Genomic DNA, 26,066 nt, shown 5'->3' on the forward strand with positions numbered 1-26,066 from the left:
GGCTGGTTACTCCCCAAGATAGTGTTTAAGCGTCAAGCGCAGCTCGGGGCTCATACGATCCAGGTTATTGAATAACCAACGCAAATAGCCGGGGTCGTTTTCCGCAATTTCAGAGACTGCCTGGCCGCGATATTTGCCGAAGGTGAAGGTGGATAGCAGCGCCGGGCGGCCAGTAATCGTGGCCATATCATCCGGCGACCAGCCGGAGGTTTTGATGATGTCGAGCAGCAGGGCGGCGGTGATATAGCAATCGTACAGCGCCCGGTGATGATGCAGCCCCGGTGGCGTGGTAACGCTGAGCTTGCGCGATTTATACAACCCCATGTTGCTGTACTTAATTCCCGGCCACAGGCGGCGCGCCAGCTTCATGGTGCAAATCCACTCGCCCTGCATTTCCGGCAGCATCCGACGGTCAAAGCTTGCGTTGTGGGCGACGTACCACGGGCTGCCCATGTACAGCGGCACAATCTCCTCAATCCACGGCTTATCGGCGACCATCTCTTCGGTAATATGATGAATTGCCATCGCCTGCGGGCTGATGGGGCGGTCGGGGCGAACCAGATGGCTCATCGGATTGGTAATTTGTCCGTCCACTATATCTACCGAGGCAATTTCAACAATGCCCCCCTGCAATCCGCAGGTTTCTGTATCGATTACGCGCAGCATGGCTTGCTCCAGGCCAAAGAAACCAGCGTAATAGAATGCGCAGGTCTTGCCAACTCAGATGTCCGCAGGGGACAGGAATTATTTCTGTTTCGGTTCATACGGCAGGCGGGAAAGAGAAACTGATGCCAGACGATGGGCTATCAGCCGCTCGCGAAACCAGTCGCGCAGGTGCGCTGGCTGCTCTCTTTCGACTAAATCGGCGACTACCGGCATATTGTAGCGCTCTTTAAAGGCGACGCCGGCCGCAGCAAGATCGACATTCACTTTGTCCATCTCCTCCTGGGAAATTTTAGCCAGGTTCTTTTCCATCGGTTTCTCCTTTGATAATGCCGCAAAAAGTACTAAGCATACGGCAAAAAGGCAAGTCTCAGACGCTTAGCTCGACTGTGTCATTATACAGGGTTATTCTCTGTGCTACATACATAACAAAAAGGAATGACGACTATGCCAATCATCGCCGGACGCGCGCTGCGTCTGTCTCTATTTCTCGCCTGCAGCCTGACTGCAGCAGGTGCATTTGCCCACGCACACCTGCAACAGCAGCTTCCGGCAGCTAACGCTGAGGTGAATGCGTCGCCGCAGGCGCTGACGCTGAGCTTCTCCGAAGGAATCGAAACGCAATTTAGCGGCGTGACCCTGACCGGGCCGCAGCAGAAAACTGTTGCCCTCGGCAAACCCACCCGTGATGAGAGCAACAAATCCCAACTGACGGTGCCCGTCGAGCAGGCGTTAACGCCGGGCGAATATACCGTTGACTGGCATGTGGTCTCCGTAGATGGCCATAAGACCAAAGGGCAATACACCTTTACCGTGAAGTAAGCCGATGCTTAGCGGAGTCTATGTCAGCTTACGTTTTATCCATTTCATCTCGCTGATGATCGCCTTCGGCTGCGTGCTTTACGGCGCGTGGTGGGCGCCGGTGACCTTGCGTCGTTTGCTGATGCAGCGCTTCTATCCGCTGATGCGCCATTTATTGTTGGCGAGCGCGCTGTCGGCGCTGTTGATGCTGATGGCGCAGGGTGGGTTAATGGGCAACGGTTGGCCGGATGTCTGGCAGCCCGCCATCTGGCAGGCGGTTGCCGGGACGCAGTTCGGCAGCGCGTGGGTGTGGCAAATTTTGTTGGCCCTGGTCGCGCTGGTGGTGGTATGGCTGAAACCACGGCGTCCGGCCCGCTTGCTGCTGATCCTCCTTTGCGCACAATTATTGCTGCTGGCAGGTGTTGGTCATGCCGCGATGAATGAAGGCTGGCAGGGGATACTGCAACGGACAAACCATGCCGTGCATCTGTTTTGTGTCGCCAGCTGGTTTGGCGGTTTGTTGCCGTTTGTTTACTGTTTACGCCTGGCGCATGGGCGCTGGCGGCAGGCCGCTATTTACACCATGATGCGTTTTTCGCGTTACGGGCATCTGGCGGTGGCCGGAGCCATCGCCAGCGGCATAGTGAATGCGCTGTTTATCCAGGGAGGACTCATCAGCGACTCGCCCTGGGGGCGGATGCTGTTGTTCAAATGTGCCCTGGTGGCCGCAATGGTGGCAATTGCGCTGGTGAACCGGTATGTTTTGGTGCCACGCATCTCGGCAAGCGGAACGCGGGCGGAACAGCTCATCGTGCGAACTACGCAGATGGAAATAGTATTGGGCGCGCTGGCACTGTTTGCCGTCAGCCTGTTTGCGACCTGGGAACCTTACTGAATTAACTGGTTAAATCATGAAAAAAATCGTTTTGGCACTGTTGTTATTGGCAAGTTCTGGCGCTGCGCTGGCGGCACCAAAGGTGATTACCGTGAGCCGCTTTGAAGTGGGTAAGGAGAGCTGGGCGTTTAATCGTGAAGAGGTGATGCTGACCTGCCGTCCCGGCAATGCGCTGTTTGCCATTAATCCCAGTACCCTGGTGCAGTACCCGCTAAATGAAGTCGCCGAGCAGCAGATGAAAGACGGCAAGACCAACGCCCAGCCGATTTCTGTGATCCAGGTCGATGATCCGCAGCAGCCAGGACAAAAAATGAGCCTGACGCCATTTATTGAGCGTGCGCAGAAACTTTGCTGATCGGTACTAGTATCCAACTGTATTTGCATGAAAAAAACCGCCATTGTCCCTTGCCAGGAGTGGCGGTTTTTTGTTGGCATTCGCAATTTTGACAGGAATTATTCGTCCACTTTTGTCGCGGACTGGAAAACCTGACACGGTAAACTATTCTTATAAGGCAAGGCGACTTAGCCTGCATTAATGCCAACTTTTAGCGCACGGCTCTCTCCCAAGAGCCATTTCCCTGGACCGAATACAGGAATCGTGTTCGGTCTTTTTTTATCTATTATTCAGAACGTCGCAGATTCCATTGCAAAATCCCGGATGGTTTTTTCGGGACTTTTTTCTTATACCACAACAATAATTTCCCAAACATTTCTTTTACAAAAAAATTGCCTGCTGGACTTCAATAAGTGACGGTCACCAGAATAGTGTCGCTATAGGTACCTGCAGGCTGGTTACTCTGCGTCGGGTTAATCTTTAGCGTGTAGTTCGCAGATTGCGCCGTGCCGGAACCGGCGACGCTGAGATTATTACTCTCCGTCCATGCGCTGCCGTTGGCCTGGTAAAACTGATACTGCAGATAAGCCGTCTGTTGCGGCAGGCTCATCCGCCGCCAGTCGCCGACGCTGGTGTTGGTGATGCTGGTGAGGTTTACGGTATAGGCCGCATTTTTAGTGCAGCGGATGGCGAGTTGGCCGCTGTAGTCGCTAAAACTGGACGGCAGGGCGGCAGAGGTAAATACGACGTCCGGCGCGCTGTCGATATAACAAAAGTTGGTTACCCGCAACGACACATTCACCGTGGATACCAAGGTTCCATTATTCGGAATACATATCTTAATGCCCAGCAGATCGAGTCCGACGTAGCAAAACCTGTAGACCCACGTGATCGTTAATACATCGGTATAGGTCCCGGCGGGCACGTTTGCCCCCGGCGTGGTTCTGAAGTAGAGCGGCATGGTGCCATCGCTTGAGTTAAATAAACCCAGTAGATCCAGCAGCGTTGTTTTAGACCAGTTAATCACGCCGCCATCCTGCAAGGCCGGTGAGCATGATGAGTCAGCACAGATGCTATAAGGGATGGCATCACCGGTAGCATTAAGCAGTCGCGGGATTTTGTTGCTCTGGTTTGCTGACGCCAGGGTGGCGCTTAACGTGTTAGTTGAGTTAAGTGCCACCAGTTCTGGAGAGCAGTAAAAACCTGCGCCTGCCAGGACTCCCTGAGGGGTGCTGTTGAGCGTAAATGAATCGACCGGGCCGAACGTTGGCGCACTGGTTTTGATGCTGCAGGCGGCCAGTGCGCTGACCGATTGTGTCAGCAAAAATAGCGCAACACATAAAAATAGAAGGTGTTTCAACGTTGTCTCCGTTGTCATCAGTTGCAGCTAACCGGGCCGATCCGCTGCGGGACCGGCGTTGATTCCGGGAGTTCGAACTGCACGTGGCATTGCAGTCCCCCGGCGTTAATGGTGACCTCATTTTTGCGGGTGAGATGCGAGAACCAAACCACCCCGTCGTAGCCCACCAGACCTTGCTGTTTACTGTTTTTCTCCTCAACCGGCGTACCTACCGGCAGCGGCTGCCCTTGGGCATCGACGAAGACAATCGTCGCCGAGCGCACGCGATTCACCGGAAAATCAACCAGCGCGCCGCTGCCTTCACGTACGGCAATACGCTTCTCCACCGTGGCGGCTTCGGTATCCGTTGGCAGAGGGAGCGTATCAAGGGTGACTTTTCCCGGGTACCAGGCCGCAGCCCAGGGGATCAGCAGATGACCGTTCTTATCCGTCACGCCGACCTTACGGTTTTCATAATTAACCGCAATATTCGGGTAGTTGTCGGTGGAAACAACGATAAAGGCGTCGTTAATTTGCCGGGCAAAGAACAGACTGTTATCCATCAGCACCACCGAACCAGTGGCTTCAAACCAGCTGTGATGATCGTCACGTGAGCCGTAGTAACCCCCGCTCAGCGTTGACACGCGATTGATCCAGGTGAGATCCGCCTGGCTATAATTATCGCCGCCAACCGAGTGGGCGAGATTCCAGCCCAATCCGCCTTCTGCCGGGGCAGAGCGACTCACACTGATATTTTCTCCCCATTGACCGGAGCTGGAGCGCTGGCCGCTTAACTGCACTGAACTTTGCGAATCGAAGGGGATGATGACCTGCAGCATGCTGGCGTAGCTGTTTTCTTGCAGATCGCGGTTCACGCTCAAGTTGAAGCTGCTGCTTTTCCACAGGCTGCGGCTCCAGGAGAGGTTCATCAGGCGCGTTCGTGAATTATCCCCGGCCTTGATATCGAAGTAGCCAATGCTAAAAGAGCCCAATACGCGCCCCCATGGGCTCAGGCTCAGCGTGGCCTGGTCTGACTGGCGGCTTAGCATGCTGGACGAGCCATAGGTGCTGAGGTTGTCATAGTTAGCGCTGCGCTGAATATGCTGGTAATTAATCCCCCAGCTATTGCCGTAGTAAGAGTAACCCGCAGTGAGCTGGTTGCCATTTCCTTCACCGCGGCTGGCGCTGGTCGACAGGCTGAGGGTCCCCAGATTACCCACACCGATATCGCCGCCAACCCCGGCATTGGTTAATCCTTTGCGGTCTTCGCTATGTGCTGAGAGGGTTAGCCAATTGTTTAACCCATAGCGGTAAATCGCGCTTACCGCACCGGTGCCATAATCGGCATTTTTAATGCCGTAATTGTTGCGCAGGGCGCCGACGGTGAAATCAAAATCGCTTAGACCCTCCCGCAGGAGGGTATTTGAGACGTAAAAGGGAATATTGGTGGAAACCTGGCGGCCAAGGGCGTCGGTCGTTACCACGGTAGCTTCACCCGCGCCGCTGATATAGGGCACATTGGTCAGCGTATAGGGGCCGCCATTAATCTGCGAAGAGCTGGTTTTAAAACCATTAATAAACAGGTCGACACTTGAAGGGACCGCCGCGCTGCCGGATAAGTTGAGCAGCGGATAAGTCACCAGATCCGGGCGAACGCTGAAGTTGCGGCTCACGCGTAGTCCACCCATACGCACGGAGCTGCTCCAGGTGAGCGCGTTGCTCACCACATCACCTGCCTGGTAGCTTATCATCCGCTCGCTATCGCTGTACTTCCACAAGGTGTCGTAGCGCATATAGCCTTGCTGCTCATAACCTGTTGAAGACCAGTTTTGTCGGAACACCGCATTATTGGAGAGGATACCTGCCGGGCCAAAAAGACGCGTTTCGCTGTAGGTGCTGGTGGTTTGCGTGCCGTCGGATGAAAAAAGGTTGTAGGCATCGTAGTTAAATAAAATCCCTGGACTGCTAATCGCGGCCTGGTAATTTTGCCCTGATGCCTCGCCGATTTTCTGCTCAGGAAGCCAGTTGTCCGGGACCTGCAGTTTGAGCATTTGCCCGGTCTGGTCATATTCCACCTTCACTGAAGGGAGGGTGGTGATATCCACCAGCGTGTCGCTGGTCTTCAATGGGATATGCGACTGCTGCAAAACGCTGGCTGAGACCCAATAATGACCATTGATGACCTTGACCGGAACAGTACCCGCAGGGGTATTGCCGTTGACCGATAAACCGAGGTACAGCTCATATTCCTGCTTTTCGCTGTACGATGCCGCTGGCGCAGGCAACGAATCGTAGGTCGCGGCGTAAGCTGTTACCGACGCAATCGCCAGCAGCCCCCCATAGGTCGCCCTTTTCAGGTCTCTCATGGTTAACGGTTCGCCGGAATTTCCACCGCCTGACCGTTATCGGTTAATTTAGCAAACAGATGCATCCCTGATGGAACAGCAGATTTGCCTGCGGTCGGAAAACAGTTTTTTTTCTGCGCCAGTACGTAGCCAAGAAGGCCGTTAGCCTGAGAAATTTGACTCTTACCGCTGGCGTTTGCCCAGTAAACCGAACTAAGTCGGGCGTGTTGATTGCCGGTATTGTCGATGCAAAGTGCCTGACGGCTATTCTGCTGGGAAAGTGACCAGCGCAGCGTTGTCCTGACCGCTTCGACTGAGCCATCGTTCTTCAGCGGCGTGATGCCTTGCCCATAGGTGAATAGCGGCAGAACGTAGCGCATGCGCATTCTCAGTCCTGCGGAGTTTTTATCCGTTTGCACTGCCGGTTGCGCAGGAGGGATCTCATCAATAACGATGCGGTAGGATTTTTCTTTTCCATTCGCGATGGGAGCAACGCGCATCAGTCGTACCAACTGACGCTGTCCCGGCGCGACCGTGGTAAAGGGCGGACTGGCGACCACATCGCTTTGATCGGCATAGGCATCGGATGACGCCTTTTGATCCCAGGAAAAAACGCGCAACTGTAAATTCACCGGAGAATCGCCGCGATTCTCCAGCCACAGCTCAGAACCTTTTTCATGGCTTTCGATAGTTTGAAATATCGGCCAGACCAGAACGGAACTGGCGGCCAGAACGGAAGCAGGGGCGGATAAAGCGAATAAAAACAGCGCAAATCTACAGCGAGTCATAATTACCCTGTGCATTATCTAATAGGTCAGCGTGACGGTGACCGTGTCGGTATAAGAGCCCACCGCCGGGAAGCCATTCGTGGCAAAAAGGCGGCCATAAACCGTGTAGGTTTGCGTGGTGCTCGGAAATGATGCGATGCTCAATGCCTGTGCGCTGTTACCCCATACGGTGGCACGGTTGCTATCCTGATAAAGCTGATACGCCAGAGTATTGCCGCCGCCGTTCGACATATAGCGCTGGGCTGCTGAGCCGCCGTTAACGCCATAGTCGAGAGCGAGTGAAATAGCGGTGCCTGGCGTGCAGGTCACGATAATTGACCCCGCGCCTGGCGTACTGGCGACATCAACATTGCTGTAGAGCGATGACATGGTGCCGAAACTTAAGGTGCCGAAATCGGTCGTTTGGGTGCCGTCCCCAGCGCCAAGCGCGCAGCCTGCGGTTATCTGCGCTGTGACTTTAAACGTCTTCTGGGCATTGGCTGCATGGGCGCCTGAGGCAAAAAGCAGAAAAAATGTAAGCCACATTGGTCGAAGCATGACGCCCATTTCCCTTATGTCGTTACCAGGTTAACGTCGCGGTGACGATGTCGCTGTAGTTGCCTGCGGTAGGCGTATCCTGGTCTTCAGGGCGGATACGCGCAAAAATAGGAATTTCTTGCGGGCTGCCGGTTCCAGTAATAGCGATACTGCCATCCGGCAGGATTTCGCTATTACGACCCACATCGGAGTACAGGCGATAGGCGATCAGCTCACTATCCGCGGTATTTTTCATATAACGAAGAGTTGACGATCCTTGCTGGCCGCCATCCAGCGTCAGCGTTGATTGCAGCGCCGCGGTACAGGCGATGGAGACCGCGGTGGCTCCACCGCTGCCGACCATTCCGGCATCAATGGAGTTGGCTAAATCGCCGTAGGCGCCAAAACTGATGTTCCCCCATTTGTTAAGTTCTCCCTCTCTGGAACCATTCGACACCCGGCATCCGCTACCAAGCGTAAGCTGAACGCCAATCTGACCGCTTAGCGTGCCCGCGGCAAAAGATGGCTGAATGATGACGATTGCGCTTAATAAGCCGCCTAAGACACTGCGCGATATCGTTTTGACGTTCATGGAGAACCTCTTGATGGAAAGCCGCGGAAGAAAAACAACAATGGAGCTTTATGCTTTTATCACCGAACATGCGCTCCGGTTTAGTTGATTAACATATAACTACTTCTGCGAGATAAGTGTAATGTTGTATTATTAGCTGGATTTTTTTATTTTAATGGTTTTTAAATCTATTTAATTTTAAAATATTGGACGTAAATACCTTGTGTTAATTTATTGTTGGTATTTTGTTTTTTCTTTGTGTGGTAATGTTGGGGGGGAGAATAAAAATTTTTTCTAAAATCACTATCAGGCGCAAATTTTGAAACAAAAAATATGGACAAAAAAGCAGGTATATACCCTAAATAATTCGAGTTGCAGGACAAGGCACTTGTGCCTTGAACAGCGCTTGCGCTGGCCCCGAAGGGGCGAGGCCATAGACCGAGTAACGCGGCAAGGAAGAGAATCCCCAGGAGCTTACTGAAGTAAGTGACTGGGGTGAGCTGACGCAGTCAACATACCTGCAACTTGAAGTATGACGGGTATAGACAATGAAAGCATCGCTTTAGCGTAGGTAAGAGAGAAGACACCTGCACGAAATCAGGCCCATGGTGCAGGTGAAGTGTACGGGCCTACATCGGAAGTGGTTAAGTATATACATTTGTATGACAAATTAAATAATGAGCAAAAATTTATTTGCTTTTATTTGTTATGGATTGTGTCTGCTTATTGATTGAAGGGGTGGGAAGAAGATTTTTAGTCCAAAAATAACAATAAAATATTTATTCTGGTGCCACAAAGGAAGGGTACAGCCAGGTCTCGATAGTGCTTACTAAAACCCAGATTTCATCGCTGAAAATAAACCAAACGGCAACAGCTAAAATAATCAACAGCATAGCCAGCAGGAAAATTTCTGTTTTACTCATAACTTCAATAGCCGTCCATAAGGAGTGCAACGAAGTCGTGATAGTAACGAAAACACTGTAGAAGTTGCAAACGCCGCTATGCCAAACGGCGTTAATTTTGTAGATAAAAAGCGTGAAAATTAACTCATGAGCGTCGTCACCTGGAAGGCCATGTCATCCAGCAACTGGAAACGACGGCGGTATTCGGCGCGCTTCTTGCTGGCAATGTTCTCCAGACTTTTTCGTTCCAGCCGTAGTGGCAAGCGCCAGCGCCAGGCTCCGTCGGCGACGCCCTCAATGGACTGCCAGAACTCATCATAGCTGGCGTGAAAGTGGCGTCCTTTGCTCAGACGATAGCGCAGTGCGCGGAATACGTGGCCGTTATCGCTCACGCCATATATGTCGTGAATATGACAACGTGCCGCCAGCAGCCAAATAAACTCCAGCAACAGGCGTTTGGGAAACAAGCCATGGCAGGCGCGAGTCGCGCGTTTGATCACCTCATGAGAGATGTTACTGCGCGGCCCTTGCAGACCGCCGATGGTGAGTTGCCATTGCTCCTGCTGCCGGGTGACGCTAAAGGTCGCGCTGGCAAGCACGTTATTATCGCTGTCACGTAACCATAGGGTCGTTTCGCCTTCACGCTCGGCTTTGCCCGCAGAGGAAGCGAAAAGCGTAAACAGGGCATCGTCTTTGCCTGTAAGCGCCAGCAGCGGGATCTCTTTTGCTGAAGTCATAGCGGCGGCAAGGCGCGAGCCGGGCAGCGAGTCGATAAATTGATAATGGTTGATAATCGCCTGCGCACGCTGGCTGGCGTTCAAGCCGCGCGTCAGATACTGACGATGGACTTTACCCGGCAGCGTTACCTGCGCGGCCAGTAGCTGATTGAAATCCGCACGCGCTGAAAGGCTCTCCAGCATGTCGCGCGTTGGTGTATAAAATAGGGCCGTGCGCAGTAAAAACTTAAGCCGGTAATTGCGTTTTTGCCAAATTGGCGCAGGAGTGATTCGGCCCATCACCAGATCGGCAATAAGATTTGAACGTTGCTCAAGTACGCTGACTGAATGCAGGCTGTTATCCGTCACGATGAATACCTCGTTATTATCTGGCCTCTATTCTATGGATATATCGTAGAGAGCTTAATGCCCCCGCGGACTATATTTGGCTTTCGTTTAAAATTGATTGAGGTATAAATTCACGAGCGCAACAGTGGCGGAATTTTCCTATAATTGTGTCAGGAGGACGATATTATGTATCAGCGTATTGAGGGTTCCGCCTGGCGTAATATCTGGCTAGTTGGCGACCTGCACGGCTGCTTTGCGCGGCTAATGGCAGCGCTTCGGGAGCGCAAATTTGACCCTTATCAGGATCTGCTTCTTTCGGTGGGTGACCTGATCGATCGCGGGCCGCAAAGCGCGGAGTGTCTGGATTTACTGCGCTGTCGGTGGTTTTACGCGGTGCGTGGAAATCATGAACAGATGGCGCTGGAGGTACTCGAGGGTAGCGACATGATGTTGTGGGGGATGAACGGCGGCAACTGGTATACGCAAAGCTCAGTGAATCAGCGGCGACACCTCGCGGAACTTATTGCCCGCTGCCGATACCTGCCGCTGATTATTGAACTCCACAGCGCAGAGCAGGTACATGTGATTGCTCATGCTGATTATCCCGCCAGGGTTTATCGTTGGCAGCAGTCGGTGGATGAGCATCAGGTGTTATGGAGTCGACAGCGCCTCACCGATCACTTTGCTAGCCGTCATGGTGCTATCGACGGGGCGGATCATTTCTGGTTTGGCCATACGCCGCTCAAACGGCGTTATGACAGCGATAACCAGCACTATATTGATACCGGCGCGGTGTTTGGCGGGGAGCTAACGCTGGTAGCGCTACAGTTAACTCATTAAAAGTCGCTGTATTCGCGGGCAGGAAGCCAGAAGCTATCTATAAAATCTTCTACCGGAAAGCAGCCCCCATGGCGTATCCGCTGGTCGTCCATCGCTCTCGTGCACTGTCGCTCGTTATCGTAAATATCCACCACGATATCCTCGCAACCTCCATCCAGGTAACAAATAAATAGCACTAAGGCAAACATCCTGGCCTCATGTCTGGAAAAACATATTGATAAGTGTAGGAGATGTCAGGGGCGTGGGGGGGAATAAATAACCCGTCTCAGGCGACGGGTTCATTTGAGTCAGGCGAGGCGCATGACCCAGGCATCGGATTGGCGGTCGTAGTGCTTACGGTAGAGGACGGAATGTTCACCATCAAGAATGGCTGGCACGCTGGTGTCAGCATCCCATGCGTCAAGTTGCATACATAAATCCGGATCGGATTTACAGGGAATGCTTAACGTTCGCTCTCCCTGCTGTTCGCCGTGTAGCACGGCGTCGTCTATTTCAAACGCGCCAATACGTACATTGGTTTTACTCATAAATTCACCCCGTTTGTCTTCTGAGTTGTGGTACGACCAGTTAAGGCCGACATTTTTCAGCGTAGACAACAGGGCGTAAACCGCCAGTTAAAAAATGCTGTTTTTTTGCACTCTGTCACGACTTGCCAGCAAAAAGCTTTCCGTCACGCACCAGCTCGCGGGGATAGCTGTTTTTTAAACGCGATCCGATTTTTTTCACCAGACCTAACGGCGCGCCCTGGAAAGTGATGATGGCATCATCCTGTTGCGGGAGCGTTTCAGGATAAACATCGCGCCCGCGATACCACTCTTGTGCTTCGGCCGGGGTCAGTTCGAAAGGCTTGGCTGGTGCGGCCAGAGCAATAACCGCCTCGTGCTGCCAGCGATATCCTTTGTTGTAGGTTTCAGCCAGACGAACTCCGATGCGTGAAAAGCGAACTTTACCGAATAAACCTTCGAGTGCCTGGGGAAACAGCCAGATCTCTTTATCACGCTGCCACAGGGTATGGCTTGCATCCCATTGCAAGCCAACGGCGGCCGCGGCGGCAATGATGGCGGCGGACTCACGAGTTTTCAGCGGCATAAAGGGGAATTTGCCGACTTTATAACCCGGTGCCGGTAAAGACTCAATGGCCGCGGTTTTACGCAGGCGGGCGACGAAGAAGCCTTCGCAGTCAAAAATCTGTGGGAAGACGTGCAGGAATCCCTCTTCGGTTAACGCCTCACCGGCTTGCGGGAACAGCGAACCGAGCGGTAACACCTCTACTGCCTGCGGATAGCGCGCTAACAGCCCGTTGACGACCTCTTCGTTTTCCTGGCGATTCAGGGTGCAGGTGGAGTACACCAGCGTGCCGCCGGGGCGAAGGGCGTGGAAGGCGCTGTCGATAAGCTCACGTTGAGTGACGGCGATCTCCTGGTTACTTTCAGGCGACCAGTTTTTCAGCGCATCGGGGTCTTTACGCACCACCCCTTCGCCGGAGCAGGGGGCGTCGAGCAGGATAGCGTCAAAACACTCTGGTAGCGCGGCACCGAAGACTCGACCATCGAAATGGGTCAGGGCGACGTTGCTTATCCCGCAGCGGCTGATGTTGGCGTGCAGGACTTTGACCCGGCTGGCGGAGTATTCATTCGCCAGGATCCCCCCCTCGTTACCCATGCGAGCGGCGATTTGGGTGGTTTTTGAACCCGGTGCGGCGGCGACATCCATCACCCGTTGCGGCATCTCTCCGTCGGCAAACAGCGCGGCAACCGGCAGCATGGAGCTGGCTTCCTGGATATAAAACAATCCGCTGAGATGTTCAGCGGTGCTGCCCAGCGGCAGGGCGTCTTCATCTTCGCGCTCGATCCAAAAACCTTCCTCGCACCACGGAATCGGTGTCAGCTGCCAGCTGTGGGGAGCCGCCAGCTGTAAAAAGTCAGCGACGGTGATTTTCAGCGTATTGACGCGGATACTTCGGCGCAGCGGGCGTTGGCAGGCGGCAATAAAGTCATCGAAAGAGAGATGCATCGGCATGGCCGCACGCATTTGAGCGAGGAATTCTTCAGGAAGATAGACAGCGTTTTGAGCCACGGGGAGCGCACCACAACAAAAAAGGGTGCGCAGTTTACCATAAACGCTCCGGCGTCGGACACCGGAGCGTTTTTACGCTTAACGCGGCAGGGCAGTGCCCCATTCACGCCACTCTTTTGGTTCGCTTTCCAGCAGCAGGAAGTGTTTACCATCCTGCGCTTTCGGCGCCAGCGGCGTGCCCGGCGGCGTGGCAAAGGCGATACCGCCGCGAATGAACTGATTAAAGGTCCCGGTTTTCACCAGACCGCCAATCAGGCCAAAATCGAGGCTATAGCCGGAAGCCAGCCAGAACACGGAGTTATTACGCACCAGATATTGATAACGTTTACTGATGCGCAACTGCACCATCACGCGGTCTGACATTGAGCCGAGCATCAGACCTGTTACCGTACCCACTTCGAGCCCGCGGAACAGCACCGGCGTACCAATACCCAGTGAACCGGCCTCTGGCACTTCGACGATAATGCTCAGGCCATCGATATAACGAGAATCGCTAATCGTGGTTTCCTGAATTTCGAAATCACGACGCGGCGAGCCACGGCCCGGTTCCACGTTGATGTAGGCCTGGAAGAGGGTATCCAGGTGTTCGACGCCGGCTGCGGAAATCTGCGGCGTGATCACCGAGAAACGCGTCCCGGCACGGGCGAATGTATTGACGTATTCCGGATACAACACCGCTTTTGCCTGCACTTCGTTATTGGCGGTAATCAAATTCAGTGACTGAATCTGACCAATGTCGATACCCAGATAACGAATTGGCATCCCTTCGGCCATTTTCCCCGCATCAAACGCATGTAGGGTTATCTGCCCGCCCACCGCGCGGGCGGTGGTTTCGGACGCATACAGCACGCGTTTGTTGTCGATACGTGCGCTGGCGCTGGCCCCGCTCAGGTTATCGAAGCTGATTGCGCCTTTCAGCGCCCGGGAAAGCGGAGAGGCCTGGACCGTCAAACCGCTGCCGTTAAGCTGTACTTTCGCACCGCCCTCGGCCCAGAACACGCTGTTGCTGGTTAGCAAATGGCGATATTCCGGTTTGATGTGGATGTTGATCTCAAAGGCGTTTTTGCGCGGCTGAACGGTGATGATTTCACCCACCGCAAATTTACGATACAACACCACGGAACCGGCTTGTACGTCCGGCAGCGTCTCGGCGGAGAGGCTGAGCGTAGTGGTTGGCAAGTCGCTCATGCTGTTTTCCAGCGCCTTTTCCAGGTTAGCGTAAAGTGGGTAGCGGCTTTGCATCGCCCCCTTTTCGCCTGGAATAATGCGGATCCCGCCGTTGACCCACTCGCTGGCGCTGGCCCCGAGGAACTGCACGCCGTCGAGGCCGACTTTGACATCGATACGACTATTGACCACGAATTTGCTATCGCCATGAACCAGCGAACGGTACTCGGGCATGACCGCCACCTGGAAGGTGACGCCATCGGCATTCAGCTTGCGCTCCAGGACCTGGCCAATCTGGACGCCGTGCAGGATCAGCGGCTGTCCGGCATCGACACCGTAGCTTTCCGGCGCACTCAGCGTCACCGTGGCGACATCCGGTTCTTCGAGCAGCGATTTATCGGCAGGCAGCACCGCAAACTGGTTGCGCGGTTCGCCTTCTCCGGGCACCAGTTCAAAGGTTGTACCGGTCAGCAGGGCGCTGACGCTAGGATTATCCAGAGAAATCCTGGGTTTCTTCATCTGGATCAGCGTTTTCTCGCGCAGCAGGCTGACGACGCTTGGGTCGACGGTCATTTCGCCAGTCACTTTGCCATCGGGATTGAGATTCAACTTGCTGAGCTGACCAACCTCCAGGCCCTGATACATCAGCGGTGTGGAACCCGCTTTTAAGCCGGCGCCGTCGGGAAGATCCAGTTTAACGACCACGCCGCGCTGGCTGTGGGCCAGATCTTCATACAGGTGATAATCGGTGTTTTGCTGAGCTTCTGGCGAATTATCAGGGGAATCAAAGGCAATTGCACCGTTCACCAGCGCCGAGAGGCTATCGAGCTGGACTTTTGCTCCGCTCAAGCTGACGTCTGCTTTCATGCCGGAAACATTCCAGAAGCGGCTCTCCTTTTTGACCAGATTCGTGAATCGGCGCTCAATCAGTACATCGATAGTGACGCCCTGATTGTTCGGATTAAGCGCGAAGTCATAAACCCGGCCGACCGGAATCTTACGGAAATAGACTAATGAGCCGCTGGTTAACGAGCCTAAATCCGCTGACTGGAGGTGAATCATCAGCTCGCCATTATTAATGTGGTACTTCGGCTGAGTATCGAGGGCGACAAAGTGATCCTCTGGCTCGCCCTGGCCGGGCATCATGCCGATATAGTTCCCCCCAACCAGAGCATCAAGGCCGGAAACGCCGGCCAGGGAAGCTTTCGGCGTCACCAGCCAGAACTGCGTATCCTTGCGCAGCGCATCTTTCATATCGCCTTTGACGCTGGCAGAAACCTCAATTTTACTCAGGTCTTTGCTTAGCGAGATATTTTCTACGGTGCCGACTTCTACCCCTTGATAGCGGATAGGCGTGCGCCCCGGCACGATACCATTGGCCGACTGGAAATCGATGGTAATCGTCGTACCGCGATCCTGATAGCTGGTCCAAATCAGCCAGCTGGCAATCATCAGCGCAATGACCGGCAGCAGCCAGAATGGCGAGATGCGGCGTTTGGTTTTAATTTTGGCCTCAGTCGGCGAAGCGGGCGTTTCCTGACTCATGTGCGTCCCAAAGTAAGCGGCTGTCCAGCCATTCAACAGCAAGGATAGTTAATATTACCGCGGCACCAAAATAGACCGCGGCGGGCCCCATCGTAAACGCGAGGAGCTGATCGCGGTTGATCAGCGACATGGTTAATGCGATGACAAAAAGATCCAACATAGACCAGCGGCCAATCCAGGTAATCAGCCGCAGTAACAGGATGCGGGTACGTAGCCCCTGTTCACACTTGAATTGTATGCTGACCAGCAGCGTAAACAATACAATAACTTTAGTGAATGGAACCAGAATACTGGCGATGAACACCACCCCGGCGATGGCAACGTTGCTGCTGGCCAGCGACATAATGCCGGAAAGGATTGTGTCATCCTGACGGGCGCCGTTGACGTAAATAATCGATATCGGTAACAGATTGGCGGGAATCAAAAAAATCATCGACGCAATCAGCGCTGCCCAGCTTTTTTGCAGACTTTGACGGCGTCGGTGGCGCAGGGGAGTGTGGCAGCGGCGGCAGCGCCCGCGTGAATCGCGGTGTCCGGTATAGTGACAGCCTAGGCAAACCTGTAAATTGTTATCCGGCCTCAGCGCCGGGCGCTCGGGATAAAAACGCTCCCATAGCTCCTCAACGTTCAAATGGATAAGCGTCAGGATGCTGAGCAGGGTGAGCGCGATAAACGCAATCAACCCAATGCCGGGTTGCAGGAATGCATAATCCTGAACTTTGATAGAGGCAACACCGATGCCGACCAGGTAAATATCCAGCATCACCCACTCTTTGAGCCGCTCCAGCATCAGCAACACCGGTCGCAGATTCATCCCCAGCACGTTACCAAGCCACAGATAGGCGATAGAGACGACCAGGAGAGTCGGTGCGCCAACGGCGCAAAACAACACCATCGCCGCGGTCAACGGATCGCCCTGACCGGTCATTTGCCAGATGCCAACAAGGACGTTAGCGTCAATTCGCACGCCCAGCAGGTGCAAACGCAGAAGCGGTTCGGTCCAGGCAAAAGGCATCAACAGCAGCATCGTGATCGCCATACTGCCCAGCCGGGTAAGCGACCAATCGCGACCATCGCGCACTTTAGCGTTGCAGCGAGGACACCAGGCACTTTGATTCTTTTTGAGGATCGGTAAGCGAAATAGCAGGTCACACTGCGGGCAGCGTTGATAGTGGGCGTGCGCAATAGGGACGCTGACCGAATGTACGATCATTTTTTTCGCTGGCGTAATCCGGGGTGTTTTTAGTGGCATTGATAGCGTACGGAAATGAATGTATCTCTCTATCTTAACCCAGGAATGAATTCATCTTGAGCATGAATGCATTTAAAGCTTATTTTAATAGGCTGTAAGTGTAAGGTAGTAAGACAACTAAGTGATTATAAAATGAACAAACAAGAATTCTACGCGGATCTGAACCGCGATTTTCAGGCGTTAATGGCAGGCGAAACCAGTTTTCTGGCCATGATCTCTAATACCAGCGCGTTGCTATTTGAGCGCCTGGAGGAAGTGAATTGGGCTGGCTTCTATTTGCTGGAAGGCGATACGCTGGTCCTTGGCCCGTTCCAGGGCAAGCTGGCCTGCGTGCGTATTCCGGTTGGACGTGGCGTATGTGGTACTGCTGTTGCAGAGAATCGCCTACAGCGAGTGGAAGATGTCCACGCGTTTGACGGACACATTGCCTGTGATGCCGCCAGCAATTCGGAAATCGTCTTTCCATTGCGGGTGAACAATCAGGTTATCGGCGTTCTGGACATCGACAGTACGGCATACTCTCGCTTCACTATTGAAGATGAGAAAGGGTTGACTGAGCTGGTCGTGCATTTGGAAAAACTCATTGCTGCGACTGATTATCAAAAAATATTCACCCACGTCGCAGGATAATCAACGGATAACGTAGCATTTAGCGATGACGTCATTATAATGACGCCTGTTCATGCCTGCGGCTTGTTGGCTACGTCCGTTGTAATCAGGAAATTTCATGGAAAATCAACCTAAGTTGAATAGCAGTAAAGAAGTAATCGCGTTTCTGGCCGAACGTTTCCCTCAGTGTTTCAGCGCTGAAGGCGAAGCGCGCCCCCTGAAAATTGGTATTTTTCAGGATCTTGTTGAGCGAGTTGGTGGAGAGATGAATCTCAGTAAAACCCAACTTCGAGCCGCTCTACGTCTTTATACTTCGAGCTGGCGTTATCTGTATGGCGTTAAGCCTGGCGCTATCCGCGTTGACCTCGACGGTAACCCGTGCGGCGAACTGGAAGAACAGCACGTCACTCATGCCCGTCAGCAGCTTGAAGAAGCAAAAGCTCGCGTTCAGGTACAGCGTGCAGCCCAGCAAGCGAAGAAACGCGAAGCCGCTGCCGCAGCGGGTCATCCGGAAGGGGAGATTCGTCGCGAGCGTAAGCCGCGTCCTCAGGTGCGTCGTAAAGAAGGCTCTGAGCAGCGTAAACCGCGTCCGGCAGCAGTTGCCAAAGCGCCGCGTGAAGAGCGTCATACCCCGGTATCGGATGTGTCTGTACTGAGCGTGGGCCAGGCACTGAAGGTGAAAGCGGGCAATAATGCAATGGACGCCACCGTCCTGGAAATCACCAAAGATGGCGTTCGTGTACAGCTGACTTCTGGTATGTCAATGATTGTACGCGCAGAACACCTGGTGTTCTGAAACGGAGGCCGGGCCAGGCATGAACAAATTCTTTAAGCTCACCGCGCTTGCGGGCCTGCTGGCAATAGCTGGTCAGGCCTTCGCCGTGGACGATATTACCCGGATTGATCAAATCCCTGTGCTGAAAGAAGAGCCGCAGCACGCAACGGTAAGTGAGCGCGTGACATCGCGCTTTACCCGCTCTCATTACCGTCAGTTTGATCTCGACAACGCCTTTTCGGCAAAAATTTTCGACCGCTATCTGAATCTGCTGGACTATAGCCATAATGTGCTACTGGCCAGCGATGTGGCACAGTTTGCTAGTAAAAAGAATCAAATTGGCGATGAGCTGCGCAGTGGGAAACTGGACGTTTTTTACGACCTGTATAACCTGGCGCAGAAACGTCGTTTCGAACGCTATCAATACGCGTTGAAAGTGCTTGAACGTCCGATGGACTTTACCGGCAATGACAACTTCAACCTTGATCGCAGCAAATCCCCCTGGCCGAAAGATGAGGCCGAGCTGAACGCGCTGTGGGATGCCAAGGTAAAATTTGACCAGCTCAGCCTGAAGCTGACGGGTAAAGATGACAAAGAGATCCGCGAGACCTTAACGCGTCGCTACAAATTTGCGATTCGTCGTCTGGCACAAACTAACAGCGAAGACGTTTTCTCCCTGGCGATGACCTCCTTTGCGCGCGAGATCGACCCGCATACCAACTACCTCTCCCCGCGAAATACCGAACAGTTTAATACCGAAATGAGTCTGTCTCTGGAAGGTATTGGCGCGGTATTGCAGATGGATGACGACTATACGGTGATTAATTCACTGGTCGCGGGTGGTCCTGCGGCGAAGAGCAAGGCTATCAGCGTCGGCGACCGCATTGTTGGCGTTGGTCAGCCGGGTAAAGGCATGGTCGATGTGATTGGCTGGCGTCTTGATGACGTGGTGGCGCTGATTAAAGGGCCGAAGGGCAGCAAAGTTCGCCTGGAAGTTCTACCTGCTGGCAAAGGTGCAAAAACGCGCATTGTTACTCTGACCCGCGAGCGTATTCGTCTTGAAGACCGCGCGGTTAAAATGTCAGTGAAAACCGTCGGCAAAGAAAAAATCGGCGTGCTGGATATTCCTGGCTTCTATGTTGGCCTGACGGATGACGTTAAGGTACAGCTGCAGAAACTGGAAAAACAGAACGTCAGCAGCATTATTATTGACCTGCGTACTAACGGTGGCGGGGCGTTAACCGAAGCTGTTTCGCTTTCTGGCCTATTTATCCCATCCGGCCCGGTTGTTCAGGTACGTGATAACAACGGCAAGGTACGTGAAGACAGCGATACCGATGGCGTGGTGTATTACAAAGGCCCGCTGGTAGTGCTGGTCGATCGTTTCAGTGCCTCGGCGTCTGAAATTTTCGCTGCCGCCATGCAGGATTACGGTCGTGCACTGATTGTTGGTGAACCGACCTTCGGTAAAGGCACCGTCCAGCAGTATCGTTCGCTGAACCGCATTTACGATCAGATGCTGCGTCCGGACTGGCCAGCGCTGGGTTCCGTGCAGTACACCATCCAGAAGTTCTATCGTATTAACGGCGGTAGTACTCAGCGTAAAGGTGTCACGCCGGAAATCATGATGCCGACCGGTACCGAAGAGCGTGAAACCGGCGAGCAGTATGAAGATAACGCGCTGCCGTGGGATAGCGTTAACGCCGCGACCTTCGTGAAATATGGTGATTTGACGCCATTTGAAGCGGAAATTCTGAAACGTCACGATGAGCGTATCGTTAAAGATCCGGAATTCCAGTACATCATGAAGGATATTGCCCGTTACAACGCGATGAAAGACAAACGCAACATCGTTTCCCTGAACTACGCGCAGCGTGAGAAAGAGAATGAGGAAGATGATGCGATTCGCCTGTCTCGTGTGAACGATCGCCTGAAACGCGAAGGTAAACCTCTGCTGAAGAAACTGGAAGATCTGCCGAAGGATTACCAGGAGCCGGACCCGTATCTTGATGAAACGGTTCATATCGCGCTCGACCTGGCCCATCTGGAGAAAGACAGGCCAGCGGTGGCACCGCCAGCTAGCAAATAAGCACCCAACGGGCACAAGTGATTGTGCCCGTTTTCATTTATGACACCCGCCGACTTTTTTGCTCAAACATAACAAAATGTCAACGCTTTTAATGAGCGTCAGTAACATGCTACAAAATGTAAAGTTGTGTCTTTCTCGTGACTTAGCGGGGCCTGATGGTTGAAAATTGGCGTCCTGCCCATACCATGTGGGTAATCGCATAGTGCGTTTTGTTAAATCGAGGTTAAAAGAAAATTATGATGCGAATCGCGCTTTTCCTGCTAACCAACCTGGCAGTGATGGTGGTATTCGGTCTGGTGCTCAGCCTGACGGGAATTCAGTCAAGCAGTATGACCGGGCTGCTGATCATGGCGCTGTTGTTTGGTTTTGGTGGTTCTATCATTTCGCTGTTGATGTCGAAATGGATGGCGCTGAAATCAGTGGGTGGGGAAGTCATCGAGCAACCGCGTAATGAAACGGAACGCTGGTTAGTCAATACCGTCGCGCAGCAGGCGCGGCAGGCCGGTATTGGGATGCCTCAGGTGGCAATCTACCATGCGCCGGATATCAACGCGTTTGCAACCGGTGCACGTCGTGATGCTTCTCTGGTTGCCGTCAGCACCGGGCTGCTGCAAAACATGAGCCGTGATGAAGCGGAAGCGGTTATTGCCCACGAGATCAGCCACATTGCCAATGGTGATATGGTCACCATGACGCTGATTCAGGGGGTTGTGAACACCTTCGTTATTTTCATCTCTCGCGTTATCGCACAGATTGCAGCCGGTTTCCTCGGCGGCAACCGCGATGAGGGGGAGAACAGCAACGGCAACCCATTGATCTACTTTGCCGTCGCAACCGTACTGGAGCTGGTATTTGGTATTCTGGCCAGCATCATTACCATGTGGTTCTCTCGTTATCGTGAGTTCCATGCGGATGCCGGTTCGGCAAAACTGGTTGGGCGTGAGAAAATGATTGCTGCCCTGCAACGTTTGAAAACCAGCTATGAGCCGCAGGAAGCCAGCAGCATGATGGCTTTCTGTATCAACGGCAAAGCAAAATCCATGAGCGAGCTGTTTATGACGCACCCGCCGCTGGATAAACGTATTGAAGCCCTGCGTAGCGGGGAATATCTGAAGTAATTTCCCGCTCTCCGGGTCGCAGAAATAAAAAATCCGCAGTCTTCGGGCTGCGGATTTTTTTATGTCGGTTTTTTGATTACAGTCTGGCACGCGGCTGTGTGACACGAAGGCCGCTGACGGCGGCAGCGACAACGGCAAGCGTGCCGGCCAACAGAAGTGCGGTGTGGGTTCCGCTATTCCCCAGCAGATTAAACAGCAATGCGACCAGCGCCGCGCCGGTGCTCTGACCCAGCAGGCGTGCAGTACCTAACATCCCACTCGCGCCACCGCTGCGATGGGCAGGGGCTGACGACACAATCGTATGGTTGTTTGGTGACTGGAACAGACCAAAACCTGCGCCACAGAGCGCCATTCGCCAGATGATATCCAGGTCCGAAGGGGAAGAGGGCAGTAAAGCGAGGCCGAACAGACCACAGGCCATCACAATCAGGCCAATTGCGCCCAACAGGCCGGCATGGACTCTCTCAATCAAATACCCTGCCAGCGGTGCCATCACCATCGTGGCCAGCGGCCACGGCGTCAGGAGCAGACCGGTTTCGACCTCACTGCGCCCCATCACGGATTGCAGGAAGAACGGTAGCGAAACCATCGCCAGCATCTGGGCACAGAAGGAGCAGATTGAGGTACAAATCGAAAGCGAAAACAGCGGAATGCGCAGCAGATCAACGGGTAGCAAGGGGACCGGCATCTGGAGTTGACGACGAACAAAAAAGAATCCAACGACCAGCATCGCCACGACCTCTGCCAGAACCAGTTGTGTAGACTGGCCCTGGGCAAAACCGCCGAGGGCAGTAATCAGCAGGCCAAAAGTCAGCGCATTCATAATTGCACTGGGCAGATCGAAGCGGGTAATTTTACTCCGCCCGGCGTTGACTGGCAGATAGCGCATTGCGAGGACCAGCGAAATGATGCCCAGCGGGATGTTAATCAGGAATAGCCATTGCCAGGAGGCAACGGAGAGAATCGCTGCGGCAATTGTCGGCCCTGCCGCGGATGATACCGCCACGACAAAAGAGTTGATCCCCATTCCGCGACCGAGAAACCGCTGAGGGTAAATCAGGCGTATCAGTGCGGTATTGACGCTCATCAGCGCAGCACCGCCAAGACCCTGCGCGACGCGTGCCAGAGTCAACATTTCCAGACTACTGGAGAGCGCGCAGGTGAGTGAGGTGAAGGTAAATACTACCAGTCCAATCTTATAAATGCGTCGGTAGCCGACCATATCGCCGAGAAAAGAGAGCGGTAGTAACGCGATAACGATGGCAATTTGATAGGCATTAACTATCCAAATAGACGATGCCGGAGAAGCATTTAAATCGCTGGCGATGGTCGGCAGCGCCACGTTGGCGATAGCACCATCCAGTACCGCCATCGTCAAACCTAATACAATGGTCAGAATTGCGCCGTAACGCTGCGGTAACGGCAGCCCATCGGAAGTGTTTTTATCCATGTGAAATCTATGTCTTAGTGAAAACTATTTACTGGACAATAATTTTAGCATTGATTATTCAGCGGTATGTCGCAGATTTGTAACTAAGAGGCAGAAGAACGATTGCGGGTATCGGCATGCGAATTTATAATAAAAACCGGTTCTAGTTTTTATAAAACAGTTGCGATGAGGTGATAAATGGCAGTTGCAGATTTGGATAAACAGCCAGATTCTGTCTCTTCGGTGTTGAAGGTTTTTGGCATTTTGCAGGCGCTTGGCGAAGAGCGTGAAATTGGCATTACCGAACTGTCCCAGCGCGTCATGATGTCAAAAAGCACCGTTTATCGCTTTTTGCAGACCATGAAATCGTTGGGATATGTGGCACAAGAAGGCGAGTCTGAGAAATATTCCCTGACCCTGAAGCTGTTCGAACTGGGCGCGCGGGCATTGCAGAATGTTGATCTGGTACGTAGTGCGGATATTCAGATGCGCGAACTTTCTCGCCTGACGAAAGAGACGGTCCACCTGGGCGCTCTGGACGAAGACAGTATTGTCTACATCCATAAAATCGACTCAATGTACAACTTGCGCATGTATTCGCGCATTGGTCGCCGCAACCCGCTGTACAGTACCGCTATCGGTAAAGTGCTGCTGGCGTGGCGCGATCGCGCAGAAGTTGAGCAGATTCTTGAAGGCGTAGAGTACAAGCGCAGCACTGACCGTACCATCACCAGTACTGAAGAGTTGTTATCGGTTCTGGATAAGGTCCGCCAACAGGGTTATGGCGAAGATAACGAAGAGCAGGAAGAAGGGTTGCGCTGTATTGGCGTGCCGGTTTTCGACCGCTTTGGCGTGGTTATTGCTGGCCTGAGTATCTCTTTCCCGACGCTGCGTTTTTCTGAAGAGCGTTTGAACGAGTATGTTGAGATGCTGCACACGGCAGCACGTAAGATTTCTGAGCAGATGGGTTACAACGATTATCCGTTCTGACAGGTCTTAATCGTTGTGAATTCGGGCTACTGACATTGTAGCCCGAATCATAACTAGCCGTTATCAACAACGGTGACGCTTTTTCGCAGAATAGGGCAATCGGTAATGCCGATAATACCGCTACTGGAATGAACATATTGTGCGGTGCTGATGCCGCGAGCCGTAAGATATTTACATTGCAATCCTAGTCCTCCGGCATTCTCACTGCTGCCCATTAATACGCCGTAACCGCTTAATAATACGCCGATCCACAAGATAGCCAGCACCACAATGGTACGTATGATCAATCGCATTGTTGCCTCAATATTTGTATTATCCTTGCGTTTATTCTGACATGAACACGAGTTGATACAAGTCTATGATTCCTAAACTTGCCTTTCGTATTACAGTTAGCCGCGGTTTAAGAAGGTCATGTTATCCTGGCGACATCTGATACTGATGCGGAGAGTGGAGTGAAAAAATTACGGTGGGTTTTGCTGATAGTTATCATAGCGGGTTGTTTACTGCTATGGACTCAGATGCTTAACGTAATGTGCGATCAGGATGTACAGTTCTTCAGCGGCATCTGCACTATCAACAAGTTTATACCCTGGTAAGACATTTTTAATATGACCGATTTTCTTCTGCTGCGTGGGTGGTAGAATGAACGCCTTCTCTTTGAGGTGGTGAAATGAGTGAGTTATTAAATCCTGGGATCGTAAATCTGGCGTCAGTAGCATTGTCGGTTGTGCTGTTGCTTGTCGGCCTGTTGTTGTGGTTTTTTGTTAATCGCGCCAGCTCGCGCGCCAATGAGCAGATTGCTCTGCTGCAAGCCTTGCTGGATCAGCAAAAGCGGCAGAATGCGCTGCTCCGCCGTCTGTGTGAAGCCAATGAGCCTGAGAAAGAGGACGTTGCCGGGCCTTCTGCAATCGAGAAGGGAAAAGGCGATGACGACTTCATCCGCCTTGTCGCAGAACGGTAATCCGACTGACAGGTGTGCACCGCTGCGGTGTGCGCCTGCATATCAGCTGACTATAACTAATCCTTATCTATTTACCCGCTTTCAGCGCCAGTCTGAACTGTTAAGATATGATTTCCTCCGCATGCTTCTGTGATTTGTTTAGACACGCAAATAAAAGAATTATGATGTGGGTCAATTGCAGAACAAACATCATGTCATCAATACTTCATTATTATCGTGCAATGTAGACAATATTTTGAGCACTTCAATTAACGCGTTTCATTATTATGGAATGCGCATAGTTTACGCGAATTTTCAACTATCGATATGAACTTTTATGTGCATCATTATGCAGTTTTCTTTGTATACCACTAAAATTGGCAGTTCGTATGCGAACCGACGACAACACTCTGAAGTCGTTGAGCTATGTTGAAAAAGTTGCAGTTATGGGGGATGTGTTATTGCTGGAACCGCATGACAGTGAAGGATTCGACTGTGGGAGCTAAGACGCATAAATGTGCAGATGATCAAATGATTATCTTATAATCTGTGCGAGCGATCGAGACCCGTCTAAAAATGGCTTGCCATTATTTACGTTGTATGTGATAACACCGTTCGGGTTAAACGAGGTACAGTTCTGTTTATGTGTGGCATTTTCAGTAAAGAAGTCCTGAGTAAACACGTTGTCGTTGAATACCGCTTCTCTGCCGAACCTTATATTAGTGCCTCATGCAGTTATGTGTCAGTTTTATCTATGTAAGCGCCTAAGGGCGAAGAAAGAAAACAGTCTAAGGAATTTTGCAAATGGCAAAGATTAAAGGTCAAGTTAAGTGGTTCAACGAGTCTAAAGGTTTTGGTTTCATTACTCCTGCTGATGGCAGCAAAGATGTGTTCGTACACTTCTCTGCAATCCAGGGTAACGGCTTCAAAACTCTGGCTGAAGGCCAGAACGTTGAGTTCGAAATTCAGGACGGCCAGAAAGGTCCAGCAGCAGTTAACGTAACTGCTATCTGATTCA

At 52.6% G+C, this 26,066-nt stretch carries 28 protein-coding genes and 1 pseudogene; 13 read left to right on the forward strand and 16 right to left on the reverse strand.

Going from position 1 to position 26,066, the window contains the following annotated elements; genetic code table 11:
- Positions 1-6: 6 nt before the first annotated feature.
- On the reverse strand, positions 7-666 hold the full coding sequence (gene exoX, locus HV213_RS11535; RefSeq protein WP_110274296.1) for an exodeoxyribonuclease X: 660 nt from the start codon (positions 664-666) through the stop codon (positions 7-9).
- Between the two features lie 78 nt (positions 667-744).
- Positions 745-975, reverse strand: a complete 231-nt coding sequence (locus HV213_RS11540; RefSeq protein ID WP_110274295.1) for a DNA polymerase III subunit theta — start codon at positions 973-975, stop codon at positions 745-747.
- A 135-nt stretch (positions 976-1,110) separates the two neighbouring features.
- Between HV213_RS11540 and yobA the strand changes: the two genes are divergently transcribed.
- Genes yobA through HV213_RS11555 form a run of 3 tightly spaced genes read left to right on the forward strand, consistent with a single transcriptional unit; the run spans position 1,111 to position 2,714 of the window.
- On the forward strand, positions 1,111-1,485 hold the full coding sequence (gene yobA / locus HV213_RS11545) for a CopC domain-containing protein YobA (RefSeq protein ID WP_181485793.1): 375 nt from the start codon (positions 1,111-1,113) through the stop codon (positions 1,483-1,485).
- Between the two features lie 4 nt (positions 1,486-1,489).
- Positions 1,490-2,359 carry a copper homeostasis membrane protein CopD gene (copD, locus tag HV213_RS11550; RefSeq protein ID WP_181485794.1) on the forward strand — a complete coding sequence of 290 codons (870 nt, stop codon included), beginning with the start codon at positions 1,490-1,492 and terminating at the stop codon, positions 2,357-2,359.
- A 16-nt stretch (positions 2,360-2,375) separates the two neighbouring features.
- Complete coding sequence (locus HV213_RS11555) at positions 2,376-2,714, forward strand: YebY family protein (RefSeq protein ID WP_181485795.1); 339 nt, start codon at positions 2,376-2,378, stop codon at positions 2,712-2,714.
- A gap of 385 nt (positions 2,715-3,099) precedes the next feature.
- Here the strand turns inward: HV213_RS11555 and HV213_RS11560 are convergent, their stop codons facing one another.
- The 7 genes from HV213_RS11560 to HV213_RS11590 form a co-directional block, all read right to left on the reverse strand.
- On the reverse strand, positions 3,100-4,053 hold the full coding sequence (locus tag HV213_RS11560) for a Csu type fimbrial protein (protein ID WP_228288604.1): 954 nt from the start codon (positions 4,051-4,053) through the stop codon (positions 3,100-3,102).
- A gap of 17 nt (positions 4,054-4,070) precedes the next feature.
- Positions 4,071-6,398, reverse strand: a complete 2,328-nt coding sequence (locus HV213_RS11565) for a fimbria/pilus outer membrane usher protein (protein ID WP_181485797.1) — start codon at positions 6,396-6,398, stop codon at positions 4,071-4,073.
- A 2-nt stretch (positions 6,399-6,400) separates the two neighbouring features.
- Entirely contained in the window at positions 6,401-7,165 is a 765-nt protein-coding gene (locus HV213_RS11570) for a fimbrial biogenesis chaperone (protein ID WP_181485798.1), read from the reverse strand.
- Between the two features lie 18 nt (positions 7,166-7,183).
- The gene (locus HV213_RS11575) at positions 7,184-7,702 is read right to left on the reverse strand and encodes a Csu type fimbrial protein (protein WP_181485799.1); all 519 of its coding nucleotides are present in this window, start codon (positions 7,700-7,702) and stop codon (positions 7,184-7,186) included.
- 22 nt (positions 7,703-7,724) lie between these two features.
- Positions 7,725-8,273 carry a Csu type fimbrial protein gene (locus tag HV213_RS11580; protein ID WP_181485800.1) on the reverse strand — a complete coding sequence of 183 codons (549 nt, stop codon included), beginning with the start codon at positions 8,271-8,273 and terminating at the stop codon, positions 7,725-7,727.
- 758 nt (positions 8,274-9,031) lie between these two features.
- The gene (locus tag HV213_RS11585) at positions 9,032-9,175 is read right to left on the reverse strand and encodes an Ecr family regulatory small membrane protein (protein WP_142514101.1); all 144 of its coding nucleotides are present in this window, start codon (positions 9,173-9,175) and stop codon (positions 9,032-9,034) included.
- A 119-nt stretch (positions 9,176-9,294) separates the two neighbouring features.
- On the reverse strand, positions 9,295-10,239 hold the full coding sequence (locus HV213_RS11590) for a VirK/YbjX family protein (protein ID WP_181485801.1): 945 nt from the start codon (positions 10,237-10,239) through the stop codon (positions 9,295-9,297).
- Between the two features lie 165 nt (positions 10,240-10,404).
- Here HV213_RS11590 and pphA point away from each other — a divergent pair, with 165 nt between their 5' ends.
- Positions 10,405-11,058, forward strand: coding sequence for a protein-serine/threonine phosphatase (pphA, locus tag HV213_RS11595; protein WP_181485802.1), 654 nt, complete (start codon positions 10,405-10,407; stop codon positions 11,056-11,058).
- Here pphA and HV213_RS11600 read toward each other — a convergent pair.
- The 5 genes from HV213_RS11600 to yebS form a co-directional block, all read right to left on the reverse strand.
- The gene (locus HV213_RS11600) at positions 11,055-11,246 is read right to left on the reverse strand and encodes a YdfD/YebW family protein (protein WP_110274283.1); all 192 of its coding nucleotides are present in this window, start codon (positions 11,244-11,246) and stop codon (positions 11,055-11,057) included. The two genes, pphA and HV213_RS11600, sit on opposite strands and share 4 nt — an antisense overlap.
- 99 nt (positions 11,247-11,345) lie before the next feature.
- Positions 11,346-11,585 (reverse strand): YebV family protein, encoded by a 240-nt coding sequence (locus HV213_RS11605; RefSeq protein ID WP_110274282.1) that lies wholly within the window; start codon positions 11,583-11,585, stop codon positions 11,346-11,348.
- Between the two features lie 115 nt (positions 11,586-11,700).
- Positions 11,701-13,134, reverse strand: coding sequence for a 16S rRNA (cytosine(1407)-C(5))-methyltransferase RsmF (gene rsmF, locus HV213_RS11610; protein ID WP_181485803.1), 1,434 nt, complete (start codon positions 13,132-13,134; stop codon positions 11,701-11,703).
- A gap of 78 nt (positions 13,135-13,212) precedes the next feature.
- Complete coding sequence (locus HV213_RS11615) at positions 13,213-15,846, reverse strand: PqiB family protein (RefSeq protein ID WP_181485804.1); 2,634 nt, start codon at positions 15,844-15,846, stop codon at positions 13,213-13,215.
- Positions 15,815-17,098, reverse strand: coding sequence for a membrane integrity lipid transport subunit YebS (gene yebS / locus HV213_RS11620; RefSeq protein WP_181485805.1), 1,284 nt, complete (start codon positions 17,096-17,098; stop codon positions 15,815-15,817). The genes HV213_RS11615 and yebS overlap by 32 nt, the downstream gene beginning before the upstream one ends.
- A 132-nt stretch (positions 17,099-17,230) precedes the next feature.
- Between yebS and HV213_RS11625 the strand changes: the two are divergent.
- From HV213_RS11625 to htpX, 4 genes and pseudogenes are all read left to right on the forward strand, one after another.
- A pseudogene (locus HV213_RS11625) lies at positions 17,231-17,744 on the forward strand (GAF domain-containing protein).
- A gap of 81 nt (positions 17,745-17,825) precedes the next feature.
- The gene (proQ, locus tag HV213_RS11630) at positions 17,826-18,503 is read left to right on the forward strand and encodes an RNA chaperone ProQ (RefSeq protein ID WP_181485807.1); all 678 of its coding nucleotides are present in this window, start codon (positions 17,826-17,828) and stop codon (positions 18,501-18,503) included.
- Between the two features lie 19 nt (positions 18,504-18,522).
- On the forward strand, positions 18,523-20,571 hold the full coding sequence (gene prc / locus HV213_RS11635) for a carboxy terminal-processing peptidase (RefSeq protein WP_181485808.1): 2,049 nt from the start codon (positions 18,523-18,525) through the stop codon (positions 20,569-20,571).
- 236 nt (positions 20,572-20,807) lie between these two features.
- Positions 20,808-21,689 (forward strand): protease HtpX, encoded by an 882-nt coding sequence (gene htpX, locus HV213_RS11640; protein ID WP_110274275.1) that lies wholly within the window; start codon positions 20,808-20,810, stop codon positions 21,687-21,689.
- Positions 21,690-21,765: 76 nt separating this feature from the next.
- Here htpX and HV213_RS11645 read toward each other — a convergent pair whose 3' ends face one another.
- Positions 21,766-23,139, reverse strand: a complete 1,374-nt coding sequence (locus HV213_RS11645; protein WP_181485809.1) for an MFS transporter — start codon at positions 23,137-23,139, stop codon at positions 21,766-21,768.
- Positions 23,140-23,316: 177 nt separating this feature from the next.
- Here HV213_RS11645 and kdgR point away from each other — a divergent pair, with 177 nt between their 5' ends.
- On the forward strand, positions 23,317-24,108 hold the full coding sequence (kdgR, locus tag HV213_RS11650) for a DNA-binding transcriptional regulator KdgR (protein ID WP_181485810.1): 792 nt from the start codon (positions 23,317-23,319) through the stop codon (positions 24,106-24,108).
- 53 nt (positions 24,109-24,161) lie between these two features.
- On the opposite strand, the gene HV213_RS11655 is transcribed toward kdgR, so the two are convergent.
- Positions 24,162-24,401 carry a YobH family protein gene (locus HV213_RS11655; protein ID WP_181485811.1) on the reverse strand — a complete coding sequence of 80 codons (240 nt, stop codon included), beginning with the start codon at positions 24,399-24,401 and terminating at the stop codon, positions 24,162-24,164.
- A gap of 159 nt (positions 24,402-24,560) precedes the next feature.
- Here HV213_RS11655 and mgrB point away from each other — a divergent pair, with 159 nt between their 5' ends.
- From mgrB to cspE, 4 genes are all read left to right on the forward strand, one after another.
- Complete coding sequence (mgrB, locus tag HV213_RS11660) at positions 24,561-24,704, forward strand: PhoP/PhoQ regulatory lipoprotein MgrB (RefSeq protein WP_002911375.1); 144 nt, start codon at positions 24,561-24,563, stop codon at positions 24,702-24,704.
- 74 nt (positions 24,705-24,778) lie between these two features.
- A complete protein-coding gene (locus HV213_RS11665) occupies positions 24,779-25,069 on the forward strand; it encodes a YebO family protein (protein ID WP_181485812.1) in 291 nt (96 codons plus the stop codon).
- A gap of 622 nt (positions 25,070-25,691) precedes the next feature.
- Positions 25,692-25,808 carry a DUF2627 domain-containing protein gene (locus HV213_RS11670; RefSeq protein ID WP_071530300.1) on the forward strand — a complete coding sequence of 39 codons (117 nt, stop codon included), beginning with the start codon at positions 25,692-25,694 and terminating at the stop codon, positions 25,806-25,808.
- Between the two features lie 44 nt (positions 25,809-25,852).
- Positions 25,853-26,062, forward strand: coding sequence for a transcription antiterminator/RNA stability regulator CspE (gene cspE, locus HV213_RS11675; protein ID WP_001062678.1), 210 nt, complete (start codon positions 25,853-25,855; stop codon positions 26,060-26,062).
- The last annotated feature ends 4 nt before the right edge of the window (positions 26,063-26,066 follow it).

The sequence above is a fragment of the Klebsiella sp. RHBSTW-00484 genome (assembly GCF_013705725.1).
Lineage (GTDB): Bacteria > Pseudomonadota > Gammaproteobacteria > Enterobacterales > Enterobacteriaceae > Klebsiella.

What these genes read in the sequence shown, in the direction of transcription:
- HV213_RS11665 (WP_181485812.1), top strand. Translation starts at nt 24,779, where the DNA reads ATGAGTGAGTTATTAAATCCTGGGATCGTAAATCTGGCGTCAGTAGCA.
- HV213_RS11645 (WP_181485809.1), bottom strand. Translation starts at nt 23,139, where the DNA reads ATGGATAAAAACACTTCCGATGGGCTGCCGTTACCGCAGCGTTACGGC.
- proQ (WP_181485807.1), top strand. Translation starts at nt 17,826, where the DNA reads ATGGAAAATCAACCTAAGTTGAATAGCAGTAAAGAAGTAATCGCGTTT.
- HV213_RS11615 (WP_181485804.1), bottom strand. Translation starts at nt 15,846, where the DNA reads ATGAGTCAGGAAACGCCCGCTTCGCCGACTGAGGCCAAAATTAAAACC.
- HV213_RS11565 (WP_181485797.1), bottom strand. Translation starts at nt 6,398, where the DNA reads ATGAGAGACCTGAAAAGGGCGACCTATGGGGGGCTGCTGGCGATTGCG.
- prc (WP_181485808.1), top strand. Translation starts at nt 18,523, where the DNA reads ATGAACAAATTCTTTAAGCTCACCGCGCTTGCGGGCCTGCTGGCAATA.
- htpX (WP_110274275.1), top strand. Translation starts at nt 20,808, where the DNA reads ATGATGCGAATCGCGCTTTTCCTGCTAACCAACCTGGCAGTGATGGTG.
- copD (WP_181485794.1), top strand. Translation starts at nt 1,490, where the DNA reads ATGCTTAGCGGAGTCTATGTCAGCTTACGTTTTATCCATTTCATCTCG.
- HV213_RS11585 (WP_142514101.1), bottom strand. Translation starts at nt 9,175, where the DNA reads ATGAGTAAAACAGAAATTTTCCTGCTGGCTATGCTGTTGATTATTTTA.
- HV213_RS11570 (WP_181485798.1), bottom strand. Translation starts at nt 7,165, where the DNA reads ATGACTCGCTGTAGATTTGCGCTGTTTTTATTCGCTTTATCCGCCCCT.
- exoX (WP_110274296.1), bottom strand. Translation starts at nt 666, where the DNA reads ATGCTGCGCGTAATCGATACAGAAACCTGCGGATTGCAGGGGGGCATT.
- HV213_RS11575 (WP_181485799.1), bottom strand. Translation starts at nt 7,702, where the DNA reads ATGCTTCGACCAATGTGGCTTACATTTTTTCTGCTTTTTGCCTCAGGC.
- cspE (WP_001062678.1), top strand. Translation starts at nt 25,853, where the DNA reads ATGGCAAAGATTAAAGGTCAAGTTAAGTGGTTCAACGAGTCTAAAGGT.
- HV213_RS11605 (WP_110274282.1), bottom strand. Translation starts at nt 11,585, where the DNA reads ATGAGTAAAACCAATGTACGTATTGGCGCGTTTGAAATAGACGACGCC.
- HV213_RS11580 (WP_181485800.1), bottom strand. Translation starts at nt 8,273, where the DNA reads ATGAACGTCAAAACGATATCGCGCAGTGTCTTAGGCGGCTTATTAAGC.
- HV213_RS11540 (WP_110274295.1), bottom strand. Translation starts at nt 975, where the DNA reads ATGGAAAAGAACCTGGCTAAAATTTCCCAGGAGGAGATGGACAAAGTG.
- kdgR (WP_181485810.1), top strand. Translation starts at nt 23,317, where the DNA reads ATGGCAGTTGCAGATTTGGATAAACAGCCAGATTCTGTCTCTTCGGTG.
- HV213_RS11655 (WP_181485811.1), bottom strand. Translation starts at nt 24,401, where the DNA reads ATGCGATTGATCATACGTACCATTGTGGTGCTGGCTATCTTGTGGATC.
- HV213_RS11670 (WP_071530300.1), top strand. Translation starts at nt 25,692, where the DNA reads ATGTGTGGCATTTTCAGTAAAGAAGTCCTGAGTAAACACGTTGTCGTT.
- yebS (WP_181485805.1), bottom strand. Translation starts at nt 17,098, where the DNA reads ATGCCACTAAAAACACCCCGGATTACGCCAGCGAAAAAAATGATCGTA.
- HV213_RS11555 (WP_181485795.1), top strand. Translation starts at nt 2,376, where the DNA reads ATGAAAAAAATCGTTTTGGCACTGTTGTTATTGGCAAGTTCTGGCGCT.
- HV213_RS11600 (WP_110274283.1), bottom strand. Translation starts at nt 11,246, where the DNA reads ATGTTTGCCTTAGTGCTATTTATTTGTTACCTGGATGGAGGTTGCGAG.
- pphA (WP_181485802.1), top strand. Translation starts at nt 10,405, where the DNA reads ATGTATCAGCGTATTGAGGGTTCCGCCTGGCGTAATATCTGGCTAGTT.
- yobA (WP_181485793.1), top strand. Translation starts at nt 1,111, where the DNA reads ATGCCAATCATCGCCGGACGCGCGCTGCGTCTGTCTCTATTTCTCGCC.